Origin of the sequence: Erythrobacter sp. SG61-1L (assembly GCF_001305965.1) — a bacterium.
Lineage (GTDB): Bacteria > Pseudomonadota > Alphaproteobacteria > Sphingomonadales > Sphingomonadaceae > Andeanibacterium.
The window spans coordinates 611,637-633,073 of record NZ_JXQC01000003.1 but is presented as its reverse complement, the minus strand read 5'-3'; the positions used below and the strand labels follow the sequence as shown (position 1 = coordinate 633,073).

Genomic DNA, 21,437 nt, shown 5'->3' with positions numbered 1-21,437 from the left:
GCCACAAGCGCGAGCGTGCCCCCGATGCCCAAAGCATAGGAAGCTGACACGAAAACCCAATGATCGAGCGCCTCGCGCATCTCAGGCCCCTTCTGCCTTGCGGCGCAGGCGAGCCTCCGCCTGAATGTCCGCCAGAATGGCGCGCATCCGGGCCAGCACGACGCCGCCGAAGATCAGAGTGAAACCGAGTGTGGCCGCCAGCAGGCCCCACAGGAACGGCCCTGCCATGGTCGATCCACCGGTCGTCAGGCTCGGCGGCTGATGCAGCGAGTTCCACCACAGCACCGAATAATGGATAATCGGGATGTTCACCGCACCCACCAGCCCGAATATGGCAGCGATTCGACTGTTCCCACCCTCGCGCGCGGAGGCGCCAGCCAGGGCGATATAGCCGAAATAAAGGAACAGCAGCACCAGCATGCTGGTGAGCCGCCCGTCCCATACCCACCAGGTGCCCCATGCGGGCCTGCCCCAGAGAGAACCCGTGGCAAGGCAGAGGAAGGCGAAGAAGGCGCCCGGAACGGCCGCGGCACGCGCGCCGATTCCCGCAAGCGGATGGCGCCAGACCAGCTCCATGAAGCTGGCCACGGCAATTCCGCTCCACCCCGCCATGCCCAGCCATGCGGCGGGCACGTGGATGAACAGGATTCGCACGCTGTCGCCCTGCAGCCGTTCAGGCGGTGCATCCACAAGGCCATAATAGAGGGCAGCGCCTGTTAGAATCAGGCCAAGCACCAGCAACGGTGCAGTGAGCGCGCGAGCGATGCGCAGGAAACGGGCAGGATTTGCTAAGCCGTGCATTATTGCGTTTGTCCGGTTGGCTGGCGGTGCTTTGGCAGGGAGGCCGGGCAGTAGCAAGCAGAACCGGCATAAATCGACGGCACAACACGCCTTTGGACGCAGATGGCGCGAATCCCGCCTTTATGGCCAATATCTGTAAGGGAGTGGGGCGATTGAGGGGTCTCGAACCCCCGACCTCCGGTACCACAAACCGGCGCTCTAACCAACTGAGCTACAATCGCCACAAGTCAGGAAAACATGCCGTGCAAGCGTGTTGTCAGACCAGATTGCCGGCGGGACAAACCACATCCGGCGAGGCGGCGAGCCTCTTGCACAGTGCGCGGCGAATGCAAAGCGAAAACTGCTATGCCCTTATCACGCAAGCGCATCTTTCGCGCTTGATCGTTCAAGCGGCCACACTATCGTCGCGCCCATGTCGGCTCCGGGCGAAACTTCCAGCGAGATTCTGCGTGCATGTGAAGGCATGCGTCAGGTTCCAACTCCGCGTGCGGAGATGTTCACCCTGCCCGGCTTCCTGCCGCCGGATCTGTGCGAAAGGCTGATGCGGCTGATCGACGCAAAACGCCGCCCCTCCACGATCGCAGACCCGAATGGGGACAATTACTTCCGCACCAGCGAAACCTGCGATCTCGATGCGGCAGAGCCGGAGGTGTTGGAACTTGAGCGACGCCTGCTTGCGATCAACAGCATCGACCCCGCCTATGGCGAACCGGTTCAGGGCCAGCGCTATGAAGTGGGCCAGGAATTCAAGGCGCATACCGACTATTTCGAGCCGAGCGGCGAGGATTTCCATAAATATTGCTCTGTCGCCGGGCAGCGCACCTGGACCTTCATGGTCTATCTCAACGACGTGGATGCCGGTGGCGCCACGCGTTTCAAGGTGGTGGACAAGATGTTCCAGCCCGAACAGGGCCGCCTTGTCTGCTGGAACAATCGCCGCCCCGACGGAAGCTGCAACGCCGCCACACTTCACCACGCGATGAAGGTGCGCAAGGGCATGAAATACGTGATTACCAAATGGTATCGCGAACGGCCGTGGGGCTGACGCCGTGACCACCGGAACGCATCTTCATCACGGCTCCTGCCATTGCGGAGCGGTGCGATTCACCGTTGAACTGGCGGACGATCCAGCAGGCACGCGCTGCAACTGCTCGATCTGCGCGAAGAAGGGTGCAGTAACCACCTATGCGCCGCTGGAAAGCCTGACTGTCACTCAGGGCGCCGATATGCTGAAGGTTTACAGCTTCAATACCGGCGTCGCGAAGCACCACTTCTGCTCGCACTGCGGCATTCACTGCTTCCACCAGACCCGCTCCATGCCGGACAAATACGGCGTCAACGTCGCTTGCCTGGAAGGCATGAGCCCGTTTGATTTCGCGGAAGTTCCGGTGGTGGATGGCATTCACCACCCCAACGACAATGGCGGCGTAAGGCGCCTGGCGGGCAAATTGCGCTTCGAGCCTTCGGCCGAATAGCCGCTCGCCCCACCTCGCCTGGGAATTACCCTGAAAAGCAAAAGGGCGGCTCCCGCAGGAACCGCCCTTTTGTTCGGCAGCGATCCCTTGCGGGACCGGCTTACTGCCCGCCCAATTACTTCTTGAGCGTGAGACCGCCGAAGCGCTTGTTGAACTGGGCAACGCGGCCGCCTTCGTTGAGCAGGCGCTTGCTGTCGCCGGTCCAGGCCGGGTGGCTGGTCGGATCGATTTCCAGCGCCATCACGTCACCTTCGCTGCCCCAGGTGGAGCGGGTCTGGAATTCGGTGCCGTCCGTCATCTTGACGGTGATCATGTGGTAATCGGGATGGGTATCGGCCTTCATGGCGGTATCACTCCGTATGCGCGGGCCGGTTCCGACCGGCCCTGCTGATGTTCGGAAAGCGGCGCCCCTACAGGGGCAGACCGCAAATTGCAAGGATTAGCCTTCTTCCGCCGGCGGATCGGCAACCATGGCAGTGAACTGCACTTCGCAGGCCACCTTGTCGCCCAGCATGGCCTTGCCCCAGAACTTGCAGACCCGCGCCCGCTTCTGGATGAAGCCGACATGCAGGTCCAGCAGGCAGCCGGGTTCGACCGGGTTGCGGAACTTGGCCTCTTCGATCGCCATGAAATAGACGAGCTTGCCGCTTCCGGCGAGTTCCAGCGTCTCGATTGCCAGGATCGCGGCCGACTGTGCCAGCGCCTCGATGATGAGTACGCCGGGCATGATCGGACGGCCGGGGAAATGGCCCTGGAAGAACTGCTCGTTGAAACTCACCGCCTTGATCGCGTGAATCTCCTCGCCAATCGTGAGCGATTGCACACGATCGACGAGCAGAAGCGGATAGCGATGCGGCAAGGCGTTGAGCACCTTGCGGATATCGTAGGCCGGTGCGCCCGACTCTTCACTCATTGAACTGTCCTGTCTCTAACCGGATCAGCGCGATTCCGCCGGCGGACCCGCCGTGGCGGCCGGCTGGGCCGGAGCTGCGGGAGCCGCACCGCCATTGGCAGCCTGAGAGGCGGCCTGTTCGCGCGCGAGCTGTTCACGCATGTCGCGCGGCAGCCAGCCCGGAGGGGCAACGAGCTGAGCCACGGGCAGAAGCGCATCCAGTTCGCGGATGATGTCCTGATTCATGTCATAGGCCTGATCGCGGAAGATGATTGCGCCGGAACCGCGGGTGAGGATCAGCGAGACCTGCTTCTTGGCTGCAGCGGCTTCGATGGCCTTGGGCAGAATATCGCCGATCTGTTCGTTCACATATTCCTCGCTCAGCGCGACCGGGGCGAGGATCTGGGCGATCTCGCGCTGGCCCTGCTGGCTCAGCTGGTTCAGTGCCGCAGCCTGCTTGGAAAGGTCTTCCCGGTTCGGGTTCGGCGCCGCACGATCGGTGTCGTACTTCTTGATCATCGGATCGAGCTGCGCGTTGAGCTGATCTTCGCGGGTCTTCGCCTGCTGATAATATTGCGCGAACGTGGTCGGGCGCTGCGACGCGGCGGTCTTGAACGCGGCGCTGCTGTTGACGATTACGCCGGGATCGACAACGCCGACGCCCTTCACGACCTGCGCGGATGCGGGAATCGCGGCCAGCGGGCTGGCGGCGGCGAGAACGAGGCCGGCTGCAAGAACCGGCTTGAGGATGGACTTCATCAGAATTGGGTTCCTACGTTGAACGTGAAAGTCTTGGGATCGTCGCCCGGCTGCTTCATCAACACCTTGGCAACGTCGATGCGGAACGGGCCGAAGGGCGAGTTCCAGTTGACCCCGATACCCACCGCCACACGCGGCTTGGGCGAGTCACCGAGGTAAGCCTCCCGGAAGCCGGCATTGGTGGAACCGTACGGAGTATTTGCCGTGGTGCCAAGGCAGGCAGGCGGAGCAGGATTGACTGCATTGGTCACGTAAGAGATTCCGCCCGAATCTGCGGTACAGATACCGTCTACCAGCGTTGCGGAATTGACCTGCACATAAAGCGGATCACCGGTGGTCTGATCGCGGGCCGCGACGAAATAGGTCGGCCCGGTATCGGTCAGCAGCGGCTTCTTCAGGCCGAACACGGCGCCAGCATCGACGAAGATCGACGGACGCAGGCCCATTTCGCGGGCACCGGTGCCCAGCGGAATCTCCAGCTCAGCGCGGGTCAGGTAATAGGCATTGCCACCCAGCGGATCGTCGATGGGGTTCTTTGGATCGCTGTAATAAGTGTAGCCGCCATGGCTTTCATCGCAGGTTTCTTGCGAGCTGCCATCGCCGCAGATCGGATTCTTGTTGCCGTCCAGCACATAGAATTCGCGCAGGATGCGCGGACCGATACCGCGGATGTCGAAGCCGCGAATCTGCGGATCGCCCAGGAAGAAGCGGTCGGTCAGGCGGACATTGTCCTGCCCGGGGCCGCGATTCTTGAAGCCTTTGACATAGCCGCCCTCACCCGAAAGCGAGAAGATCCAGCCCGGAGCAAGCTGCCAGTATTTGGCCGCATTGAGGCGCATCTTGGCATATTGCTCTGTGCCGCCGAGGCCTGCCACGTCGAGGCTGATCGAGAAGCTCTCGCCGCGTGTCGGGCGGATGCGGTTGTCCAGCGTGTCATAGACCACCGAGGCGCCCAGGATCGAGCTGGTGCGCGTGCCGATTGCATCGCAAAGGTAGCGGCCCGCCAGCAGCACGTCACATTCCTGAGTGCCGGGATTCACGCGATCGCTGTAATAGAGCGATTCATCCAGCGTGATGTCATCGAAGTTCAGGGTGTAACGGCCGATGACCGACGCGTTTTCGGTAATCGGAACACCCGCGCGGATCTGGAAGCCGGTCGTCGCCTGCTTGAACGTCGAGTTGCGGTTGTTGTTGTAATAGTTCCAGTTGTTCGTATCCCGCCGATAGATGTCGAGACCCATCGAAACGTTGCGATCGAACACATACGGTTCTGTGAAGCTGACCGTGGCGGAACGGGAATAACGCGACCAGTTGACGCTGGCGCCCACTGTCTGCCCACGGCCGCGGAAGTTCCTCTGCCGGATGGAACCCTGCAGAATGAAGCTCTCAAGGCTTGAGAAGCCTGCGGAGAGCTGGAGTTCGCCGGTGGCCTGTTCCTGGACATTGGCGTCGAGCACGATGCGGTCCGGGGCGGAGCCCTGGCTCTGCTCGATCTGGAAGTTCTCCTGGAAGTACCCCAGCGAATTGATGCGCGCGGTGGACCGCTTGACCGCCAGCGAGTTGAACGCATCGCCTTCGGCCAGACGGAACTCGCGCCGCACCACCTTGTCCTGTGTCAGCGTGTTGCCGTTGATGTTGATCGCCTCGACATAGACGCGCGGCGCCTCGTTGATCACGAACTTCACGTTCATGGTCAGATCGTCGCGGTTGCGGTCGAATTCGGGCCGCACATCGGCAAAGGCATAGCCGTAAAGCCCGGCCGTCTCGGTCAGGCCCTCGACAGTGTCTTCCACCATCTTGGCGTTGTACCAACCGCCCGGCTTGACCGCGAGCGAGCTGGTCAGCACGCCTTCGTCGAAGTCGCGCAGCTGGCTTTCCACCTTCACGTCGCCGAACTTGTAGCGCTCGCCTTCCTCCACCACGTAAGTGATAATGAAGTCCCGCTTGTCGGGCGTGAGTTCGGCCACGGCCGAGACTACCCGGAAATCGGCATAGCCTTCGGTCAGGTAGAACTGACGCAGCTTCTGCTGGTCGAAGGCCAGGCGATCAGGATCGTAGCTGGTGCCCGAACTGAACAGGCGGAAGAAGCGCGACTGCTTGGTGATCATCTGGCTGCGCAGTTCTCCGTCGGAGAACTTGTCATTGCCGATGATGTTGATCTGGCGGACCTTGGATTTGGGCCCTTCGGTGATCTCGTAGACGATGTCGACGCGGTTCTGCGCCAGCTGCACGCTCTTGGGCTCGACCACCGCAGCGAAGCGGCCCTGCCGCTTGTACAGCTCGATGATGCGGGCCACGTCCGCGCGCACCTTGGAACGGGTGAAGATCTGGCGCGGGGCAAGTTTGATTTCGGGGAGGATCTTGTCCTCCTTCAGCCGCTTGTTGCCTTCCAGGATGATCCGGTTGACCACCGGGTTCTCCTGCACGTCGATCGTCACATTGCCATTGTCGTTGCGGATGCTGGCATTGGCGAACAACTCGGTCGCGTAGAGATCCTTCAGCGCCTGGTCGGCCGCGGCCTCCGTATACTGGCCGCCCACCCGCAGCTGGATGTAGCTCAGAATCGTCTGAGCCTCCAATCGCTGAGAGCCGGTGACGACCAGCGAACGGATCACTTCCCCGACAGGCTGCGATGCCGCAGCCGGGGCAGGAATTGCCGGAACGTCCTGATCTTGCGCAGAAGCCACCACGGGGTGACCAGCCAGGATAGTTCCTCCGAGCAGCGCCGCAGCGATTTTCGGTGCAGAAAGTTTCTTGCCCTTAAGGCCCATGTCCCGTCCAATCTTCGACACGGTGTTTCTCGTCCCCTGGCGGCCAATCACCGCCAATTGCCGTTAGGTTACCCAGCGGCATATGACCGCCGCCCTTGCCTGATGCCGTGCCGCCAATCAAGCAAATGTCCGGTGAAATGGGCTGACCCGCCGTCCTTTCCCCGCTCAACTTCCAAACAGGGGAAGCGAAGCGATATCGTTGATGGTCACGAACAGCATCAGCGCGAGCACAAAGGCCACGCCGGTGCGGAACGCCCATTCCTGACTGCGCGGGCCGATAGGCTTACGACGGACCGCTTCAGCCGCGTAGAAAGCCAGGTGCCCGCCGTCGAGTGCCGGAATTGGCAACAGGTTGATGAATGCCAAATTAATTGAGATCATCGCCACGAAGTTGACGAAGGCGAGTGGCCCAAGGCTGAGCTGTTCACCCGCGAACTTGGCGATCTTGATCGGGCCTCCAAGGTCCGAAACGGGCCGATCTCTGGTGAAGATCTGGCCAAGGCCAATCACCATCATCCGGATGACATCCACGCTCTGCCCGGCAGCAAGCGTAAGGGATTCGCCAAATCCCACAGGCTCGAACGCGAAGCGGCTGGAAAAGACACCGATCCGCCCGACCAGTGCAATATTGCCGAAGCTGTCAGCTTCCTTGCTCGCCGCGATGGTGACTGGAAACCTTAGAAGATCGCCATCGCGCTCCACACCAACGACAATCCGCTTGTTCGGATAGAGGGCCACCCGGTCCAGAATGTCCTGAAACTGGACGACCTTCGACCCGTCGATCTCGACGATCCGGTCCCCGATACGCAGCCCGGCATCGCGGGCAGGCGATTGCGGGGCAAAGTTCTGGACAACATTGGACTGGGCGGGATCGGCCGGAACCGGCTTGCCATAGGCCAGAAAGAACGCGGCAAAGATCGCCACGGCAACCAGCAGATTGGTCACCGGGCCAGCAGCCACGATCAGCGCACGCTGCCACAGGGCCTTGGCCTGGAAGGTCTTGCGCCGTTCCTCATAGGGAAGCGCCAGCCATTCCGCACTGGGCTGGCTGGCGGGGTTCATATCGCCCGCAAACTGGACATAACCGCCCAGCGGCAGCGCGGAAATCCGCCAACGCGTGCCGCGCCGGTCGGTCCAGCCGGTTAGTTCCCTGCCGAAGCCAATCGAAAAGACATCCGCCTTAACCCCGCACCAGCGACCGACCAGATAGTGGCCAAGTTCATGGAGCGTGACCAGCGGCCCCAGCACCAGAAGGAAGCCGACGATCCACATCCAGAAAGGCGGGGAAGCCATTATTCAAGCATGCTCCAGCATTTCGCGCGCAATCGCACGGGTTTCGGCGTCTACTGCCAGCACTTCCTCCAGCGTGGCGGGTGCAGCAGGGATAGCGCGTGATAGCATCCTGTCCACCTTTGCCGAAATTTCGGTGAACGCTATCTGACCGGCAAGAAATGCCTCGACCGCAATTTCATTCGCCGCATTGAGCACTGCCGGCGCCGCACCACCTGCCTCAGCCGCCTCTCGCGCAAGGCGGGTAGCTGGAAAACGCTCCTCATCCGGGGCGAAAAAGGTGAGTTGGCCAATGGAGGGAAGATCGAGCGGCTTGCAGGCCGTATCCATTCGCTGTGGCCATGCGAGGCATGATGCAATCGGCACGCGCATGTCAGAGGGGCCAAGCTGCGCCAAAGTCGACCCGTCGCGATATTCGACCATCGAATGGATCACGCTTTGCGGGTGGACCACGATCCGCAATTTTTCCAGCCCCACCGGGAACAGATGATGCGCCTCGATGAATTCCAGGCCCTTGTTCATCATGGTGGCGGAATCGATGGTGATCTTCGCCCCCATGGACCAGTTGGGGTGCTTGAGCGCCTGCTGCGGCGTTGCGGCGCGTAGTTGCTCCATCGACCAGTCGCGGAATGGCCCCCCGCTGGCCGTGAGCGTGATCCAGGTCACATCCTCGATGCGATTGCCCTGCAGGCACTGGAAGATCGCATTATGCTCAGAATCCGTCGGAAGCAGGGTGGCACCATGCTTCTCAACTTCGGCCAGCAGGATGTCCCCGGCGGAAACCAGTGCTTCCTTATTGGCGAGCGCGACCACCCCGCCCTGCCGGATCGCCGCCATGGTAGGCGCAAGGCCCGCGCAGCCCACGATCCCGGCAACGGTAACGTCAGCGCCGCGTGCGGCAGCCTCGCACAGTGCTTCCGCGCCGGCTGCCGCCGCGATCCCGGTTCCCGCGAGGGCTTCACGCAGTTCAGGCAGGCGCGCCTCGTCCGCCACCACTGCCACTTCGGCACTGAATTCAATGGCCAGAGCCGCGAGTTCCGCCGCCTTGCCATTTGCGGTGAGCGCCACAACCCGCCACTTGCCCTTCTCGCGCCGGATCAGATCCAGTGTGGAGGCGCCAATAGAACCGGTCGCCCCGAGGATGGTGATTGAGCGCATCACATCATCACCGCGGCATAAATCAGCGAACCAAGCCCGGCGATGATCGCCACTGGCAACAGGCCGTCCACCCGATCAAACACCCCGCCATGGCCGGGAATGAGCGTGCCGGAATCCTTTACCCCTGCCTTGCGCTTGAGCCAACTTTCAAGAAAATCGCCAGCCTGCGCAGCAATTGCCAATATCGCGCCGATTCCGGCACCGGCCAGCATGGCGGGCCAGGGAATGCCGGGCCTCTCCGGAGAAAGGGCCGATGCGACGAGTACGATGAAGCCCAGCGCCATGGACGCGAACAGGCCTGCGGCGGCCATGCCGCCCATCAGCCCTTCCCAGGTTTTGGATGGGCTGATCGCAGGGGCGATCTTGCGCTTGCCGAAACGGCGTCCGGCAAAATAGGCCCCGGTATCGGTGCAGATCACGATCCCGACCACGACACCCACCAGAAAAGGGGGCAGCACGATAAGGGAAACTGCCGCCGCGCCCACATAGATGACACCGGCAATCGTCCCCAGAATGCGGCGCACCGGGCTTTCCGTCGCAAGTTCCACCAGCTTCATCAATTCGATCAGCGTCAGAAACGATACAGCCGCAATGAACAGGTCGAGCACCGTTCCGCCGAGCCAGAACGCAACCCCGGCCACGAGCAGCATCACAAGCGCCGAGATCACCCTGACCCTGAGGTCAGCCTTCGGCTTGGCGGCTTGCGGCTCCATACCCTCTCCGGTCACGTCACCGTCCGCCAAAACGCCGTTCCCGACCGGCAAAGGCGGCCAGCGCCTCTTCCAGATGGGCAGGAGTGAAATCGGGCCACAGGATGTCGGTGAAATACATCTCCGCATAGGCGGCCTGCCACAGCAGGAAGTTGGACAGGCGCACTTCACCGGATGTGCGGATCAGAAGGTCGAGCGGCGGCAGATCGGCAGTATCGAGATGGGCCGCGATGCTTTCCACGCTCACGTCGCCTTCGGCAGCGGCCTGCGCCGCCGCACGGGCGATTTCCTGCTGCGATCCGTAGTTCAACGCCACCGCCAGCGTGATTGTGCCATGCCTTGTCTGATCGAGCGCATCTTCGAGCATGGCGACAATATCAGGCTCCAACGCCTTGTAATCGCCGATGATCTTCAACCGCACGTCATTGGCGATGAATTCAGGCAAGTCGCCCTTGATGAAGCGGCGCAGCAGACCCATCAGGTCCGAGATCTCGTCCTGCGGACGCTTCCAGTTCTCAGACGAGAAGGCATAAAGCGTCAGGCAATCCAGCCCCATGGAACGGGCCGCGCGCACAAGGCGCCGCACCGATTCCACGCCGCGCTGGTGACCCACCGCGCGCGGAAGGTGGCGCTTCTTCGCCCAGCGGCCATTGCCGTCCATGATAATCGCCACATGGCGTGCGCCATGCGCGGCGCGCGGCCCGTCCGTGCCGGACGGGGCCACAGCAAAACCCTCGCCATCGCGCCTCTCGCCCTCGCTCGCGGCGAATGGAGAGGAGGACTGGTCCGTCACTGGCCGAGGATTTCCTTTTCCTTCTGGGCCGCAACATCGTCAGTCTGCTTGATGTACTGATCGGTCAGCTTCTGGACATCGTCTTCGGACCGCTTGCGCTCGTCCTCACCGATTTCCTTCTTCTTCTCGTCTTCCTTCAGGGCTTCCATCCCGTCGCGGCGGACGTTGCGGATCGCGATCTTGGCCTTTTCCGAATATTGCCCGGCCAGCTTGGCCAGTTCCTTGCGGCGTTCTTCGGTCAGATCGGGGATCGGCAGACGGATCGTCTGCCCGTCGATCATCGGGTTGAGGCCCAGGCCCGCCTTGGCGATCGCCTTTTCCACCGGAGTCATGTTGGACCGGTCCCACACCTGCACGCTCAGCATGCGCGGTTCGGGCGCGGAAACGGTGGCCACCTGGTTGAGCGGCATCATCGCGCCATAGACTTCCACATGGATCGGATCGAGCAGCGCCGTATTGGCGCGGCCGGTGCGCAGGCCTGCGAGGTCGCCCTTGAGCGATTCCACTGCGCCAGCCATGCGCCGTTCGAGATCTGCCTTGTCGTACTTAGCCATTGTCAGGGCTTCCCCAGATTACTCATTGCACCGTGGTCTGTACGCCCTCGCCCGCCAAAACGCGCGCGAGATTGCCCTGTTCGCGGATCGAGAAGACCACGATCGGGATATTATTGTCGCGGCACAGGGCCACGGCAGAGGCGTCCATCACCTTGAGATTGTCGGCCAGCACCTTGTCATAGCTGACCGTGTCGAAACGTACCGCGTCGGGATTGGTCTTGGGATCGGAATCGTAGACCCCGTCCACGCTGGTTCCCTTCAGCAGCGCATCGCACTTCATTTCCGCCGCGCGCAAAGCTGCGCCGCTGTCGGTGGTGAAGAACGGGCTGCCGACGCCTGCGGCGAAGATAACGATCCGACCCTTTTCCAGATGCCGTTCGGCCCGGCGGCGGATCACCGGCTCGCACACCTGATCCATCTGCACCGCAGACTGGACGCGGGTGTGAACGCCGACCTGTTCGAGCGCGCTCTGCATTGCCAGCGCATTCATCACCGTGGCCAGCATGCCCATATAATCGGCCTGCGCGCGGTCCATGCCCTGCGCTGCGCCAGCCATACCGCGGAAAATATTACCGCCGCCGATCACCAGGCAAATTTCCAGCCCGGTTTCCTTGGCCGCCTTCACTTCCTTGGCCAGTTCCAGCACGAAGGAAGGATCTATCCCGAATTGCTGATTACCCATCAGCACTTCGCCCGAAAGCTTCAGAAGGACACGTTTGAAGCCGGGTTTGGACATGGGATCGGAAACTCGCAAATTGCCTGGGCGCCGCTCTTATAGAGCGACAGGGGGCGCTGCCAAGGGGTGGGCACGCCTTGGCCGGGTATGAAAATCCCCGCGCGGCACCGGCCGCGCGGGGACAATCTCTTCACAGTGAGGCGTTTAGCCTGCGACTGCGGCGGCGACTTCGGCTGCGAAATCGCTGACTTCCTTCTCGATGCCTTCACCGAGCTGGAAGCGGACATAGTCCTTCAGAACGATCTTGGCGCCGGCTTCCTTGCCAGCCTGATCGACGACCTGCTGGATCGGGGTCTTGTTGTCCATGACGAAGACCTGCGACAGCAGAGCGTTTTCTTTGGCGAACTTGGCAATCGCGCCATCGACCATCTTGGCCTGCACTTCGGCGGGCTTGCCGCTTTCGGCAGCCTTTTCCTCAGCGATCGCGCGTTCACGGGCGATCAGTTCCTGATCGAGGCCGTCAGCGTTCAGCGCCAGCGGGAAGGCGGCCGCGATGTGCATCGCCAGCTGCTTGCCCAAGCCTTCGAGAACGTCGGCCGGAGCCGAGCTTTCGAGCGCGACCAGCACGCCGATCTTGCCGAGGCTCGGAGCAACCGCATTGTGCATGTAAGGCACGATCACGCCTTCGCTGACCGAAACGGTCTTGAGGCGACGGACCTGCTGGTTTTCACCGATGGTGGCGACATTGTTGGTCAGCTTTTCGCCAACCGTGCCACCGTCGGGATAGGCAGCGGCCTTCAGCGCTTCGACATCGTCGCCGTCCACGCCCAGCGCAACCTGAGTGGTCTTGCGGACGAAGTCCTGGAACTGGTCGTTCTTGGCAACGAAGTCCGTTTCCGAGTTCACTTCCACGGCAACGCCGCGAGTGCCTTCAACGGCAACGCCGACCAGACCTTCGGCCGCGGTACGGCTCGACTTCTTGGCGGCAGCAGCCAGGCCCTTGGCGCGCAGAGCGTCGACGGCAGCTTCGATGTCGCCATTGGTCTCGTCGAGAGCCTTCTTGCAGTCCATCATGCCGGCGCCCGAGCGTTCGCGCAGGGCCTTCACGTCAGCGGCGGAATAAGCAGCCATTGTTCTGTCCTCTTGAATATGTGCCGATGGCACCGGGCCAATCGACTGGCCCGGCGCGCTAAACGGCAATTATGCCAGTTCGGTTACGCTCAGGCAGTCGCTTCGACGCCGGCGTCCGCTTCCACGGCAACTTCTTCAGCCGGCGGAACGTCCATCGCGCCGATGTCACGGCCCGAATCGACAACGCCTTCGTTGTTGCCCTTGGTCGCCGCCTGAGCGATCGCGTCGCAATAGAGGCGCACGGCACGGCTGGCGTCATCGTTGCCCGGGATCGGGAAAGCGATGCCCGAAGGATCGACATTGGTGTCAAGCACGGCCACGACCGGGATACCCAGCACGTTGGCTTCCTTGATCGCAAGCTGTTCGACATTGGCGTCGATCACGAACATCACGTCCGGAATGCCGCCCATGTCACGGATGCCGCCCAGCGAAAGCTGCAGCTTCTCGTGCTTGCGGGTAAGGTCGAGGATTTCCTTCTTGGTGAGACCCGAAGTGTCGCCCGAGAGCTGTTCCTCGATCGTCTTCATCTTCTTGATCGACTGGCTGATCGTCTTCCAGTTGGTGAGCATGCCGCCCAGCCAGCGGTGGTTGACGTAATACTGGCCGCTGGCGCGGGCAGCATCGGCAATCGGATCCTGAGCCTGACGCTTGGTGCCGACGAACAGCACCTTGCCGCCATTGCGGACGGTCGCCGAAACGAATTCAAGCGCACGCGCCATCAGGGGCACGGTCTGCGACAGGTCGATGATGTGAACACCGTTGCGGGCGCCGAAAATATACGGCTTCATCCGCGGGTTCCAGCGGTGGGTCTGGTGGCCGAAGTGTGCGCCGGCCTCGATCAATTGCTGCATGGTGACGGTAGGAGCCGCCATAGGTAATTCCTTTCCGGTTGTTCCGCTGGAAGGCTGGAACCGGGCGGAGCTCCCGCCAACGGCACCGGTATGTGCGCCTTCCATGTGAATTTGCCCCGACGCAAAGCAGCGAAAATCCGCCATTTCTTGTCTGAACGGGGCGGCCCTTAGCTCCGATTTCCAACAAAAGCCAGCATGAATCCCGCAAATCCTAACCCGCCCGCGTATGCGGGATCAGACAGGATGCGCGAAACGCGCTTGACATGCTGGAACAAATAGGGAACATTAGCCCTATCGAACCCGGAGAGGGGTGCGACTCAATCTTTCTACCACTCTCCACGGGTTATCCACAAGCCTTCCACAGCCCTTTCCCGGCTCTGGAACCATGAATGGAGCGGTTTCGATGACGGTTATTGCCCTTGCCCTGCTGTTCGCAACCGCCGGCCTCGTTTCCCTCGCCGTTCTGGCGCAGGCCTATGCTCGCGGTTTCGCGGCCTTCACCACTCTGCGGTGTGCGCTGGCGAATTGCGAAGATGTGGTGGTCGCCCGCCTGCGGGTGATCGAACACCGCCCGGCCCGGCTGCGTCTCGTCAATTCCGCGAAGGCCGGTTCGGCCGCCGTCAGCCTTGCTGAGCGGCAGCCTCCCGTTCAGCGGCTTGACGAGCTGCTCGCTGCCGCTTGATCCGGCTATAGCTCACGATGCCCCAGGGCATCAGCGCAAGATAGACCAGGCAGATCGCCGCAAGGGTCCACCACGGTTCAGTCAACAACGCGGCAAAGGTGATCCCCACCAGTGCGATAACACCCAGGCGAACGCTGCGGCGCGGTCGAAGCGAAGTCCAGCTCAGCGTGGCGATGCTGGAAATCATCAGGAAGCCCATCGCCGCCACCCACAAGGCGATCAGAATCGGGTTGCGGAAAATCTCTTCGCCACTTGCCATCCACAGATAGAGCGGAACGAAGGCCAGCCCTGCCCCCACCGGCGCCGGAACGCCTGTCAGGAAACCGGCGGATTTGTGTGGCTGATCGTCCATGTCGATGCGCGCGTTGAAACGCGCCAGACGCAAGGCGCAGCACAGGGCGAAAAACAGTGCCGCGAACCAGCCGAAGCGCGGCAGGCCCTGCAACGACCAGAGATAGAGAATCAACGCGGGCGCCATGCCGAAGGACAGCGAATCGGACAGGCTGTCCAGCTCCGCGCCGAAGCGCGACTGCGCCTTGAGCAGGCGGGCAATGCGCCCGTCGATCCCGTCGAGCAAGCCGGCAAGCACCACCGCGAATACCGCCCGCTCCCAATCGCCGTTGATGGCAAAGCGCACGCCGGTAAGCCCCGCGCACAATGCGGCGGCAGTAATGGCGTTAGGCAATACGGCACGCAGGGTCAGCCCGGCCGGGCGGCGCTGAACCAGCAAAGGACGCTCCGCTTCCGAAGCCTTGGGGCCGACCGGCTCGAGCGAATCGCTGTCGCCCGGCCCGCTCACTGGCTGACGCCCTCAATCAGCTGGCGCTTACCGATTTCGGCCAACACGGTTTCGCCTGCGATCACCTTCTGGCCCATAAGAACTTTAGGATCGGTTCCGACCGGAAGATAGACGTCCACACGGCTGCCAAAGCGGATCAGGCCGACGCGCTGCCCGACGGCGAGCATATCGCCCGGCTTCACGAAGGGAACGATTCGCCGCGCAACCAGCCCGGCGATCTGAGTAAAGCCGATCTGCAGGCCGTCGGCCCGCTCGATCAGGATGTGCTGGCGTTCATTTTCCTCGCTCGCCTTGTCGAGATCGGCATTCATGAACTTGCCGGGAATATAGATCACCCGGCGCACCGTACCGCCCACGGGCGCACGATTGATGTGAACGTCGAACACCGACATGAAGATCGAGACGCGAGTGACCGTGGCCCCGCCCAGCCCGCGCGAACCGCTGCCGTCGTCCATCTGCAGCTCAATCGGCGGCTCGACTTCCTGAATCAGCGTGATCAGCCCGTCTGCAGGGGCGACAATGTAACTGTCATCCTGCGGCACCACGCGTTCGGGATCGCGGAAGAAAGCGAATACGCCCAGCGTCAGCAGGACGAGCGGCCAGCCGACAATCTCCCAATCGAGCCCGATCAGGAACACAAGGCTGATCACTGCGGCGATCAGCCCGAATTTGCGACCCTCGGGGTGAATTGCGGGCCAACCCCACGCAGCTTCGCCCCGGCCCTTATTGTCCAATATTTCTCCGGCCATGGACGCCTCCTACGGGTTAGCGCGCAGCCCTACAACCCATGATGGCCGCTGAGGTACCCTTGTCTGAACGAGATGAAGAACTTGCCAATAGAGGCTGCACAACAGCCAGCCCCGAAGGGCTGGCATTGCGGCTCTGATCGAGAGGGCGGCGGTGGTGGACAGGGCTGGATTCGAACCAGCGTACGCTTGCACGGGCAGATTTACAGTCTGCTGCCTTTAACCACTCGGCCACCTGTCCACACCATTGCCGGTGCCGGGTCACCCCGGAATTTTGCCCCTCCGAGAAGGGGCCGGTCCGGCCGAGAGGCGCCCCAATGGCGAAGCGACGCTTGCCTGTCAATGGGGCGACTGGCAGGAGCGCGTGGAAGATTTCGGCGAAAGGCGCCGAACAGGGAGTAAAGATGGCAAAGCGTGGGGAAAAGCGGGCGTTGCGCGGGCGTGCGGGACGCATGCAGGGCGGGCGAGGAAGTGGCCGGGCATCGCAGGGTTATGTCCGTCTATGGGGCCGCCATGCGGTGGAAGCCGCTCTGAAGAACCCCGAACGGCGCCACCGCAAGCTGTGGGCGACGCGTGAAGGCATCGAATCGCTCGACGGCGAACTGCCAGCCGATTTCCCGCTGGAATATGCCGATGTGCAGGATCTGGCGCGGCTTGTCGCCCGCGATGCGCCGCATCAGGGGCTGGTGCTGGAATGCGAGCCGCTGGAAGATCTGCATCTCGACGAAGTGCTGGACGGCGACCCTGCCCGGCCCCTGGTGGTGCTGGATCAGGTTACCGACCCGCATAATGTCGGCGCGATTCTGCGCTCTGCCGCCGCCTTCAATGCCTGCGCCGTGGTGACGCAGGACCGGCATGCCCCGCCCGAATCCGGTGTGGTGGCCAAATCCGCATCCGGCGCGCTGGAAGTCGTGCCGTGGGTGCGCGTGGTGAACCTGTCGCGCGCATTGGAAGAAGCTGCCGAGGCCGGATATTGGCGCATCGGCCTTGCCGGCGAGACGGAGGCGACTCTGGCGCAGGTGCTGCCATCCGGCCCGGTCGCGCTGGTGCTGGGTGCGGAAGGCGAAGGGCTGCGCTCCAATGTGGCTGCCCATTGCGATGCCCTCGCCCGACTGCCGATCAGCAACCAGATGGAAAGCCTGAACGTGTCCAATGCCGCTGCAATCGCGCTTTATGCGGTCGCGTCGCGCGAAATCGACTGAATCCGAAGGAGCAGGGCAATGACGGCAATGACAAATTTCGGCAGAACTGCACGCTCGGCCGTGCTGGCTGTGGGCCTGGCACTGCTGCTGACGGGGTGCTTCCTTTCGCCCGGCAAGTTCGATTCGGCACTGGATGTGCGCAAGGATGGCAGCTTCACCTTCAGCTACAAGGGCGAGATCTATGTTCTCGGCCTCAGCAAGCTGGCCGAAATCGGCAATGACGTGGGCGCTCCGACGTTCGAGGAAATGCCCTGCTATAATGACGATTATGAAGAGCGCGCCTGCACTGCCGAAGATATCCGGCAGCAGCGCGAAGAATGGGACGCACAGCAGGCCAGCAAGAAGGAAGAGGATTCGCGCAACGCCAAGGCGTTCGGCACCCTGTTCGGCGGGATCGACCCGACCGATCCGGCAGCGGCCGAGGATCTGGCCGCCAGCCTGCGCCGCCAACACGGCTGGAACAGCGTGGAATATAAGGGCGATGGCCTGTATCTGGTGGACTTCTCCGTCACCAGCAAGCTGGCGCACGATTTCACCTTCCCGGTTCTGGAAGGATCGGCGCTGACCAATAATTTCGTGATCGCCAATCTGCGCGACGGGGGCGTGGTGCGGGTCGATGCACCCGGCTTTGCCGTGCAGTCCAGTTCGCCCAGTTCGTCGAGCGGGTTGCTGCAGGCCGCTTCGCTCTATGGCACCGATGGATCGCCGCCGGATGGCGCGCCCAAGATTCCCGAGCTGAACGGCACTTTCACCATCACCACCGATGCCGCGATCCTGGCCAACAACACCGATGAAGGCCCGCAGGCTTCGCCCAAGGGGCAGCAGCTTGTCTGGAAGATCAGCCGCCGCACAACCAATGCGCCGATGGCCCTGATCCAGATCGCCAACTGATTTCGCCAACCGGTCGTGCCGGGCAAGCCCGGCGCGGCACGCGGAGCCTAGACAAGAAGAAAGCCGCGCCCGCCATATGGCAGACGCGGCTTTTTCTTGCGGCCACGAGGCGTGGCAGCCGCAGCGAAGTTCGCTTAGTTGACGGAGTCCTTCAGACCCTTGCCCGCCTTGAACTTCGGCTGGCTGGAAGCCTTGATAGTCATCGGCTCGCCGGTGCGCGGGTTGCGACCGGTAGAAGCCTTGCGCTTGGCAACCGAGAAGGTGCCGAAGCCCACCAGACGGACTTCATCGCCCTTGGCGAGCGCAGCAGTGATCGTGTCGAACACGCCTTCCACTGCCTTGGTTGCGTCACTGCGGGAAAGGCCGCTGGCATCGGCAACTGCGCCGATCAGTTCGTTCTTGTTCATCGTAAAGGAACCCCCTCTGAGATGTGCCGGATTTGACTATGGTTTTGAATCGCCTCTCGGGTGGGCGTGAATTGAGCGATTTTTGGTGGTCCTGTCAAAGGCAAAACACACGCAAAAGCGCGGTTTTTTCACAATTTCAGCACGGATTGCGGCGAGTTGAGGACAAGTTCGCGTCACAAATGCGGCTGCTCCCCGTCACGTCCATGACATGACGGGGGAAAATCGCCTCGAATCGCCGTTTCCGGGCGAATCTCAGTGAGCTGTGGCCGAGGGGCTGGCCCCTACCGGAGCGGGACTCGGCTGGCTGGCCAGATCGTCTTCCTCGCTCCACTCAATGGCTTGCGGTTTCACGGTCAGCGCCCGTTCCAGAACCTGATCCACATGGCTGACCGGAATGATTTCCAGCCCCTGCTTCACGTTTTCGGGAATCTCGGCCAGATCCTTGCTGTTCTCTTCCGGGATCAGCACGGTCTTGATGCCGCCGCGCAGGGCCGCAAGCAGCTTTTCCTTCAACCCGCCGATCGCTAGCACCCGCCCGCGCAGGGTGACTTCGCCGGTCATCGCCACATCCGGGCGCACGGGAATACCCGTGAGCGAGGAAACAATTGACGTGACCATGCCGATCCCCGCCGAAGGGCCATCCTTGGGCACTGCCCCTTCGGGCAAGTGAATGTGGATGTTCTTGCGCTGGAAGATCGAGGGCTTGATGCCATAGGCCGGCGCCCGTGCCTTCACGAAGCTGAAAGCGGCCTGCACCGATTCCGTCATCACTTCGCCCAGCTTGCCGGTGGTCCGCACCTCGCCCTTGCCGGGCGTGGTCACGCTTTCGATGGTCAGCAATTCGCCGCCCACTTCGGTCCAGGCAAGGCCCGTCACCGCACCCACCTGTGCCTCTTCATCAGAGACGCCGTGGCGATATTTGCGCACGCCCGCATAATCGGCGAGGTTTTCCGGCGTGATAGTGACGCTGGTGGCCTTGCCTTCAAGGATCGCACGCAGGCTCTTGCGCGCCAGCCGGGCGATTTCACGCTCCAGCGTACGCACGCCCGCCTCGCGGGTGTAGTAACGGATCAGGTCGCGCAGGCCTTCCTGAGTGAGCGTGAACTCGCCCTTCTTCAGGCCATGGGCCTTCACCTGCTTTTCGATCAGGTGCCGTTCGGCGATCTCGACCTTTTCGTCTTCCGTATAGCCTTCCAGCCGGATGATCTCCATGCGGTCCAGCAGCGGCTGCGGCAGGTTCAGGCTGTTCGCCGTGCAGACGAACATGATGTCCGAAAGGTCGATATCGACTTCCAGATAATGGTCCTGGAACTTGGCGTTCTGTTCCGGATCGAGCACTTCAAGCAGCGCCGCCGAGGGATCGCCCCGGAAATCCTGGCCCAGCTTGTCGATCTCATCGAGCAGGAACAGCGGGTTGGACGTGCCTGCCTTCTTCAGGTTCGACACGATCTTGCCCGGCAGCGAGCCGATATAGGTGCGGCGGTGGCCGCGAATTTCGGCCTCGTCACGCACGCCGCCCAGCGACTGGCGGATGAATTCGCGCCCGGTCGCCTTGGCGATCGACTTGCCGAGGCTGGTCTTGCCCACGCCCGGAGGGCCAACGAGGCACAGGATCGGCCCCTTCAGCTTGTTGGAACGGGCCTGCACCGCCAGATATTCGACGATCCGGTCCTTCACCTTGTCCAGCGCATAGTGATCCTGATCGAGCACCGCCTGTGCCCGGCCCAGATCCTTCTTCAGCTTGGACTTCTTGCCCCAGGGCAGGCCCAGCAGCACATCGAGATAATTGCGCACCACGGTCGCCTCGGCGCTCATCGGCTGCATGGTCTTGAGCTTCTTCAGCTCCCCCAGTGCCTTGGCGCGCGCTTCCTTGAAAAGCTTGAGCTTCTCGATCTTGTCCTGCAGTTCGGCGACTTCGTTGGCTTCCTCGCCATCGCCGCCCAGCTCGCTCTGGATCGCCTTGAGCTGTTCGTTGAGGTAATATTCGCGCTGCGTCTTCTCCATCTGGCGCTTCACGCGCCCGCGGATCTTGCGCTCCACCTGCAGGACGGACAATTCGCCTTCCATGAAGCCATAGGCCATTTCCAGCCGCTTCATCGGATCGCGCTCGGTCAGCAGGGCCTGCTTGTCGGCAACCTTGGCGTTGAGATTATGCGCCACCATGTCGGCCAGACGCGAGGCATCGTCGATCTCGGCCAGTTCCTGCTCGAGCTCTTCGGGCACCTTCTTGTTGAGCTTGGCATATTCGGCAAACTGCTCGACCACGCTGCGCATCATCGCGGCAACTTCCGTGCCGCCGGCAAATTCGGGGTCGAGATGTTCGACCTGCGCCACCACAAAGCCGCTTTCCTCGCGCAGGCTTTCCAGCCTGGCACGCTGCTGGCCTTCCACCAGCACGCGCACCGTGCCGTCGGGCAGCTTGAGCAGCTGAAGCACCTGGGCGACCACGCCCATATCGTAGAGATCGTCACGCTCCGGATCGTCGCAGCCGGGGTCAAGCTGGGCGACAAGGAAGATGTCCTTGCTGCCGGCCATCGCTTCTTCAAGCGCCGCGACCGACTTCTCACGCCCGACGAACAGGGGAACGACACTGCCGGGAAAGACGACGATGTCGCGCAGGGGAAGCAGGGGGTAAAGGTTCATTACGCCGGTATATCCAAATTTCTGGCGCGCCGCATAGGGCGCAGGGAAGGATTTCCCATCATTTAACCGGGAATATGGGTAGCATTCCCGCCCGCCGCAATGGGCGGCTGCCACTGGCCTGGGCGTTCATCCTCCCGGTCCGTTTTCTGTCGAAGTTGACAAGGTTGACACTGTCCTGAGCGAAAACTCTGCCCCCTTGCAATCGC

The 21,437-nt window shown here is 62.2% G+C and carries 22 protein-coding genes and 2 tRNA genes; 5 read left to right on the top strand and 19 right to left on the bottom strand.

The features are described 5' to 3' along the window. Positions 1 to 81: 81 nt before the first annotated feature. On the bottom strand, positions 82 to 801 hold the full coding sequence (ccmC, locus tag SZ64_RS03265; protein WP_054529520.1) for a heme ABC transporter permease CcmC: 720 nt from the start codon (positions 799 to 801) through the stop codon (positions 82 to 84). A gap of 144 nt (positions 802 to 945) precedes the next feature. After that, positions 946 to 1,022, bottom strand: a tRNA-His gene (locus tag SZ64_RS03260). Positions 1,023 to 1,213: 191 nt separating this feature from the next. On the opposite strand from SZ64_RS03260, the gene SZ64_RS03255 reads away from it, so the two are divergent. Beyond that, positions 1,214 to 1,846 (top strand): 2OG-Fe(II) oxygenase, encoded by a 633-nt coding sequence (locus SZ64_RS03255; protein ID WP_054529519.1) that lies wholly within the window; start codon positions 1,214 to 1,216, stop codon positions 1,844 to 1,846. A gap of 52 nt (positions 1,847 to 1,898) precedes the next feature. Beyond that, positions 1,899 to 2,276, top strand: coding sequence for a GFA family protein (locus SZ64_RS03250; RefSeq protein WP_241772972.1), 378 nt, complete (start codon positions 1,899 to 1,901; stop codon positions 2,274 to 2,276). A gap of 115 nt (positions 2,277 to 2,391) precedes the next feature. Here SZ64_RS03250 and rpmE read toward each other — a convergent pair whose 3' ends face one another. The 12 genes from rpmE to rpsB all read right to left on the bottom strand — a co-directional run bounded on the left by rpmE (position 2,392) and on the right by rpsB (position 13,882). Next, positions 2,392 to 2,619, bottom strand: a complete 228-nt coding sequence (rpmE, locus tag SZ64_RS03245) for a 50S ribosomal protein L31 (protein ID WP_054529517.1) — start codon at positions 2,617 to 2,619, stop codon at positions 2,392 to 2,394. Between the two features lie 96 nt (positions 2,620 to 2,715). Continuing rightward, positions 2,716 to 3,189: a 3-hydroxyacyl-ACP dehydratase FabZ gene (fabZ, locus tag SZ64_RS03240; RefSeq protein ID WP_054529516.1), complete on the bottom strand. Its 474-nt coding sequence runs from the start codon at positions 3,187 to 3,189 to the stop codon at positions 2,716 to 2,718. Positions 3,190 to 3,213: 24 nt separating this feature from the next. Then, positions 3,214 to 3,927 carry an OmpH family outer membrane protein gene (locus SZ64_RS03235; protein WP_054529515.1) on the bottom strand — a complete coding sequence of 238 codons (714 nt, stop codon included), beginning with the start codon at positions 3,925 to 3,927 and terminating at the stop codon, positions 3,214 to 3,216. Next, positions 3,927 to 6,698 carry an outer membrane protein assembly factor BamA gene (bamA, locus tag SZ64_RS03230; protein WP_054529514.1) on the bottom strand — a complete coding sequence of 924 codons (2,772 nt, stop codon included), beginning with the start codon at positions 6,696 to 6,698 and terminating at the stop codon, positions 3,927 to 3,929. Before bamA ends, SZ64_RS03235 begins: the two co-directional genes overlap by 1 nt. A gap of 165 nt (positions 6,699 to 6,863) precedes the next feature. Further along, entirely contained in the window at positions 6,864 to 7,991 is a 1,128-nt protein-coding gene (gene rseP / locus SZ64_RS03225) for an RIP metalloprotease RseP (protein WP_241772971.1), read from the bottom strand. 3 nt (positions 7,992 to 7,994) lie between these two features. Then, positions 7,995 to 9,146 carry a 1-deoxy-D-xylulose-5-phosphate reductoisomerase gene (locus SZ64_RS03220; protein WP_054529513.1) on the bottom strand — a complete coding sequence of 384 codons (1,152 nt, stop codon included), beginning with the start codon at positions 9,144 to 9,146 and terminating at the stop codon, positions 7,995 to 7,997. After that, on the bottom strand, positions 9,146 to 9,874 hold the full coding sequence (locus tag SZ64_RS03215) for a phosphatidate cytidylyltransferase (protein ID WP_241772970.1): 729 nt from the start codon (positions 9,872 to 9,874) through the stop codon (positions 9,146 to 9,148). The genes SZ64_RS03220 and SZ64_RS03215 overlap by 1 nt, the downstream gene beginning before the upstream one ends. Before the next feature lies 1 nt (position 9,875). Continuing rightward, positions 9,876 to 10,580 (bottom strand): polyprenyl diphosphate synthase, encoded by a 705-nt coding sequence (uppS, locus tag SZ64_RS03210; protein ID WP_277813746.1) that lies wholly within the window; start codon positions 10,578 to 10,580, stop codon positions 9,876 to 9,878. A gap of 65 nt (positions 10,581 to 10,645) precedes the next feature. Next, complete coding sequence (frr, locus tag SZ64_RS03205) at positions 10,646 to 11,203, bottom strand: ribosome recycling factor (RefSeq protein ID WP_054529511.1); 558 nt, start codon at positions 11,201 to 11,203, stop codon at positions 10,646 to 10,648. 22 nt (positions 11,204 to 11,225) lie between these two features. Next, positions 11,226 to 11,939 (bottom strand): UMP kinase, encoded by a 714-nt coding sequence (gene pyrH, locus SZ64_RS03200; RefSeq protein ID WP_054529510.1) that lies wholly within the window; start codon positions 11,937 to 11,939, stop codon positions 11,226 to 11,228. A gap of 144 nt (positions 11,940 to 12,083) precedes the next feature. After that, on the bottom strand, positions 12,084 to 13,010 hold the full coding sequence (tsf, locus tag SZ64_RS03195; RefSeq protein ID WP_054529509.1) for a translation elongation factor Ts: 927 nt from the start codon (positions 13,008 to 13,010) through the stop codon (positions 12,084 to 12,086). An 89-nt stretch (positions 13,011 to 13,099) separates the two neighbouring features. Continuing rightward, entirely contained in the window at positions 13,100 to 13,882 is a 783-nt protein-coding gene (gene rpsB / locus SZ64_RS03190; protein WP_054529508.1) for a 30S ribosomal protein S2, read from the bottom strand. Between the two features lie 382 nt (positions 13,883 to 14,264). On the opposite strand from rpsB, the gene SZ64_RS03185 reads away from it, so the two are divergent. Continuing rightward, positions 14,265 to 14,543: a hypothetical protein gene (locus SZ64_RS03185; RefSeq protein ID WP_054529507.1), complete on the top strand. Its 279-nt coding sequence runs from the start codon at positions 14,265 to 14,267 to the stop codon at positions 14,541 to 14,543. Here the strand turns inward: SZ64_RS03185 and SZ64_RS03180 are convergent. The 3 genes from SZ64_RS03180 to SZ64_RS03170 all read right to left on the bottom strand — a co-directional run bounded on the left by SZ64_RS03180 (position 14,482) and on the right by SZ64_RS03170 (position 16,329). Continuing rightward, positions 14,482 to 15,273, bottom strand: coding sequence for a phosphatidylcholine/phosphatidylserine synthase (locus SZ64_RS03180; protein ID WP_054532064.1), 792 nt, complete (start codon positions 15,271 to 15,273; stop codon positions 14,482 to 14,484). The genes SZ64_RS03185 and SZ64_RS03180 overlap by 62 nt on opposite strands. Before the next feature lie 65 nt (positions 15,274 to 15,338). Continuing rightward, positions 15,339 to 16,091, bottom strand: a complete 753-nt coding sequence (locus SZ64_RS03175) for a phosphatidylserine decarboxylase (protein ID WP_054529506.1) — start codon at positions 16,089 to 16,091, stop codon at positions 15,339 to 15,341. A gap of 152 nt (positions 16,092 to 16,243) precedes the next feature. After that, a tRNA-Tyr gene (locus tag SZ64_RS03170) sits at positions 16,244 to 16,329 on the bottom strand. Positions 16,330 to 16,492: 163 nt separating this feature from the next. Here SZ64_RS03170 and rlmB point away from each other — a divergent pair. Both rlmB and SZ64_RS03160 read left to right on the top strand, forming a co-directional pair. Beyond that, on the top strand, positions 16,493 to 17,290 hold the full coding sequence (gene rlmB / locus SZ64_RS03165; RefSeq protein WP_054529505.1) for a 23S rRNA (guanosine(2251)-2'-O)-methyltransferase RlmB: 798 nt from the start codon (positions 16,493 to 16,495) through the stop codon (positions 17,288 to 17,290). Between the two features lie 18 nt (positions 17,291 to 17,308). Further along, complete coding sequence (locus SZ64_RS03160) at positions 17,309 to 18,181, top strand: hypothetical protein (RefSeq protein WP_054529504.1); 873 nt, start codon at positions 17,309 to 17,311, stop codon at positions 18,179 to 18,181. A 134-nt stretch (positions 18,182 to 18,315) separates the two neighbouring features. Here the strand turns inward: SZ64_RS03160 and SZ64_RS03155 are convergent, their stop codons facing one another. Beyond that, the gene (locus SZ64_RS03155) at positions 18,316 to 18,588 is read right to left on the bottom strand and encodes an HU family DNA-binding protein (protein ID WP_054529503.1); all 273 of its coding nucleotides are present in this window, start codon (positions 18,586 to 18,588) and stop codon (positions 18,316 to 18,318) included. A gap of 252 nt (positions 18,589 to 18,840) precedes the next feature. Further along, on the bottom strand, positions 18,841 to 21,231 hold the full coding sequence (gene lon, locus SZ64_RS03150; protein ID WP_054529502.1) for an endopeptidase La: 2,391 nt from the start codon (positions 21,229 to 21,231) through the stop codon (positions 18,841 to 18,843). Positions 21,232 to 21,437 lie beyond the last annotated feature (206 nt).

Coding starts and splice junctions, on each gene's coding strand:
- ccmC (WP_054529520.1), bottom strand. CDS start 801: ATGCACGGCTTAGCAAATCCTGCCCGTTTCCTGCGCATCGCTCGCGCG.
- SZ64_RS03255 (WP_054529519.1), top strand. CDS start 1,214: ATGTCGGCTCCGGGCGAAACTTCCAGCGAGATTCTGCGTGCATGTGAA.
- rlmB (WP_054529505.1), top strand. CDS start 16,493: ATGGCAAAGCGTGGGGAAAAGCGGGCGTTGCGCGGGCGTGCGGGACGC.
- pyrH (WP_054529510.1), bottom strand. CDS start 11,939: ATGTCCAAACCCGGCTTCAAACGTGTCCTTCTGAAGCTTTCGGGCGAA.
- fabZ (WP_054529516.1), bottom strand. CDS start 3,189: ATGAGTGAAGAGTCGGGCGCACCGGCCTACGATATCCGCAAGGTGCTC.
- rpmE (WP_054529517.1), bottom strand. CDS start 2,619: ATGAAGGCCGATACCCATCCCGATTACCACATGATCACCGTCAAGATG.
- SZ64_RS03155 (WP_054529503.1), bottom strand. CDS start 18,588: ATGAACAAGAACGAACTGATCGGCGCAGTTGCCGATGCCAGCGGCCTT.
- SZ64_RS03235 (WP_054529515.1), bottom strand. CDS start 3,927: ATGAAGTCCATCCTCAAGCCGGTTCTTGCAGCCGGCCTCGTTCTCGCC.
- SZ64_RS03160 (WP_054529504.1), top strand. CDS start 17,309: ATGACGGCAATGACAAATTTCGGCAGAACTGCACGCTCGGCCGTGCTG.
- tsf (WP_054529509.1), bottom strand. CDS start 13,010: ATGGCTGCTTATTCCGCCGCTGACGTGAAGGCCCTGCGCGAACGCTCG.
- frr (WP_054529511.1), bottom strand. CDS start 11,203: ATGGCTAAGTACGACAAGGCAGATCTCGAACGGCGCATGGCTGGCGCA.
- rseP (WP_241772971.1), bottom strand. CDS start 7,991: ATGGCTTCCCCGCCTTTCTGGATGTGGATCGTCGGCTTCCTTCTGGTG.
- SZ64_RS03185 (WP_054529507.1), top strand. CDS start 14,265: ATGACGGTTATTGCCCTTGCCCTGCTGTTCGCAACCGCCGGCCTCGTT.
- SZ64_RS03220 (WP_054529513.1), bottom strand. CDS start 9,146: ATGCGCTCAATCACCATCCTCGGGGCGACCGGTTCTATTGGCGCCTCC.
- bamA (WP_054529514.1), bottom strand. CDS start 6,698: ATGGGCCTTAAGGGCAAGAAACTTTCTGCACCGAAAATCGCTGCGGCG.
- rpsB (WP_054529508.1), bottom strand. CDS start 13,882: ATGGCGGCTCCTACCGTCACCATGCAGCAATTGATCGAGGCCGGCGCA.
- lon (WP_054529502.1), bottom strand. CDS start 21,231: ATGAACCTTTACCCCCTGCTTCCCCTGCGCGACATCGTCGTCTTTCCC.
- SZ64_RS03175 (WP_054529506.1), bottom strand. CDS start 16,091: ATGGCCGGAGAAATATTGGACAATAAGGGCCGGGGCGAAGCTGCGTGG.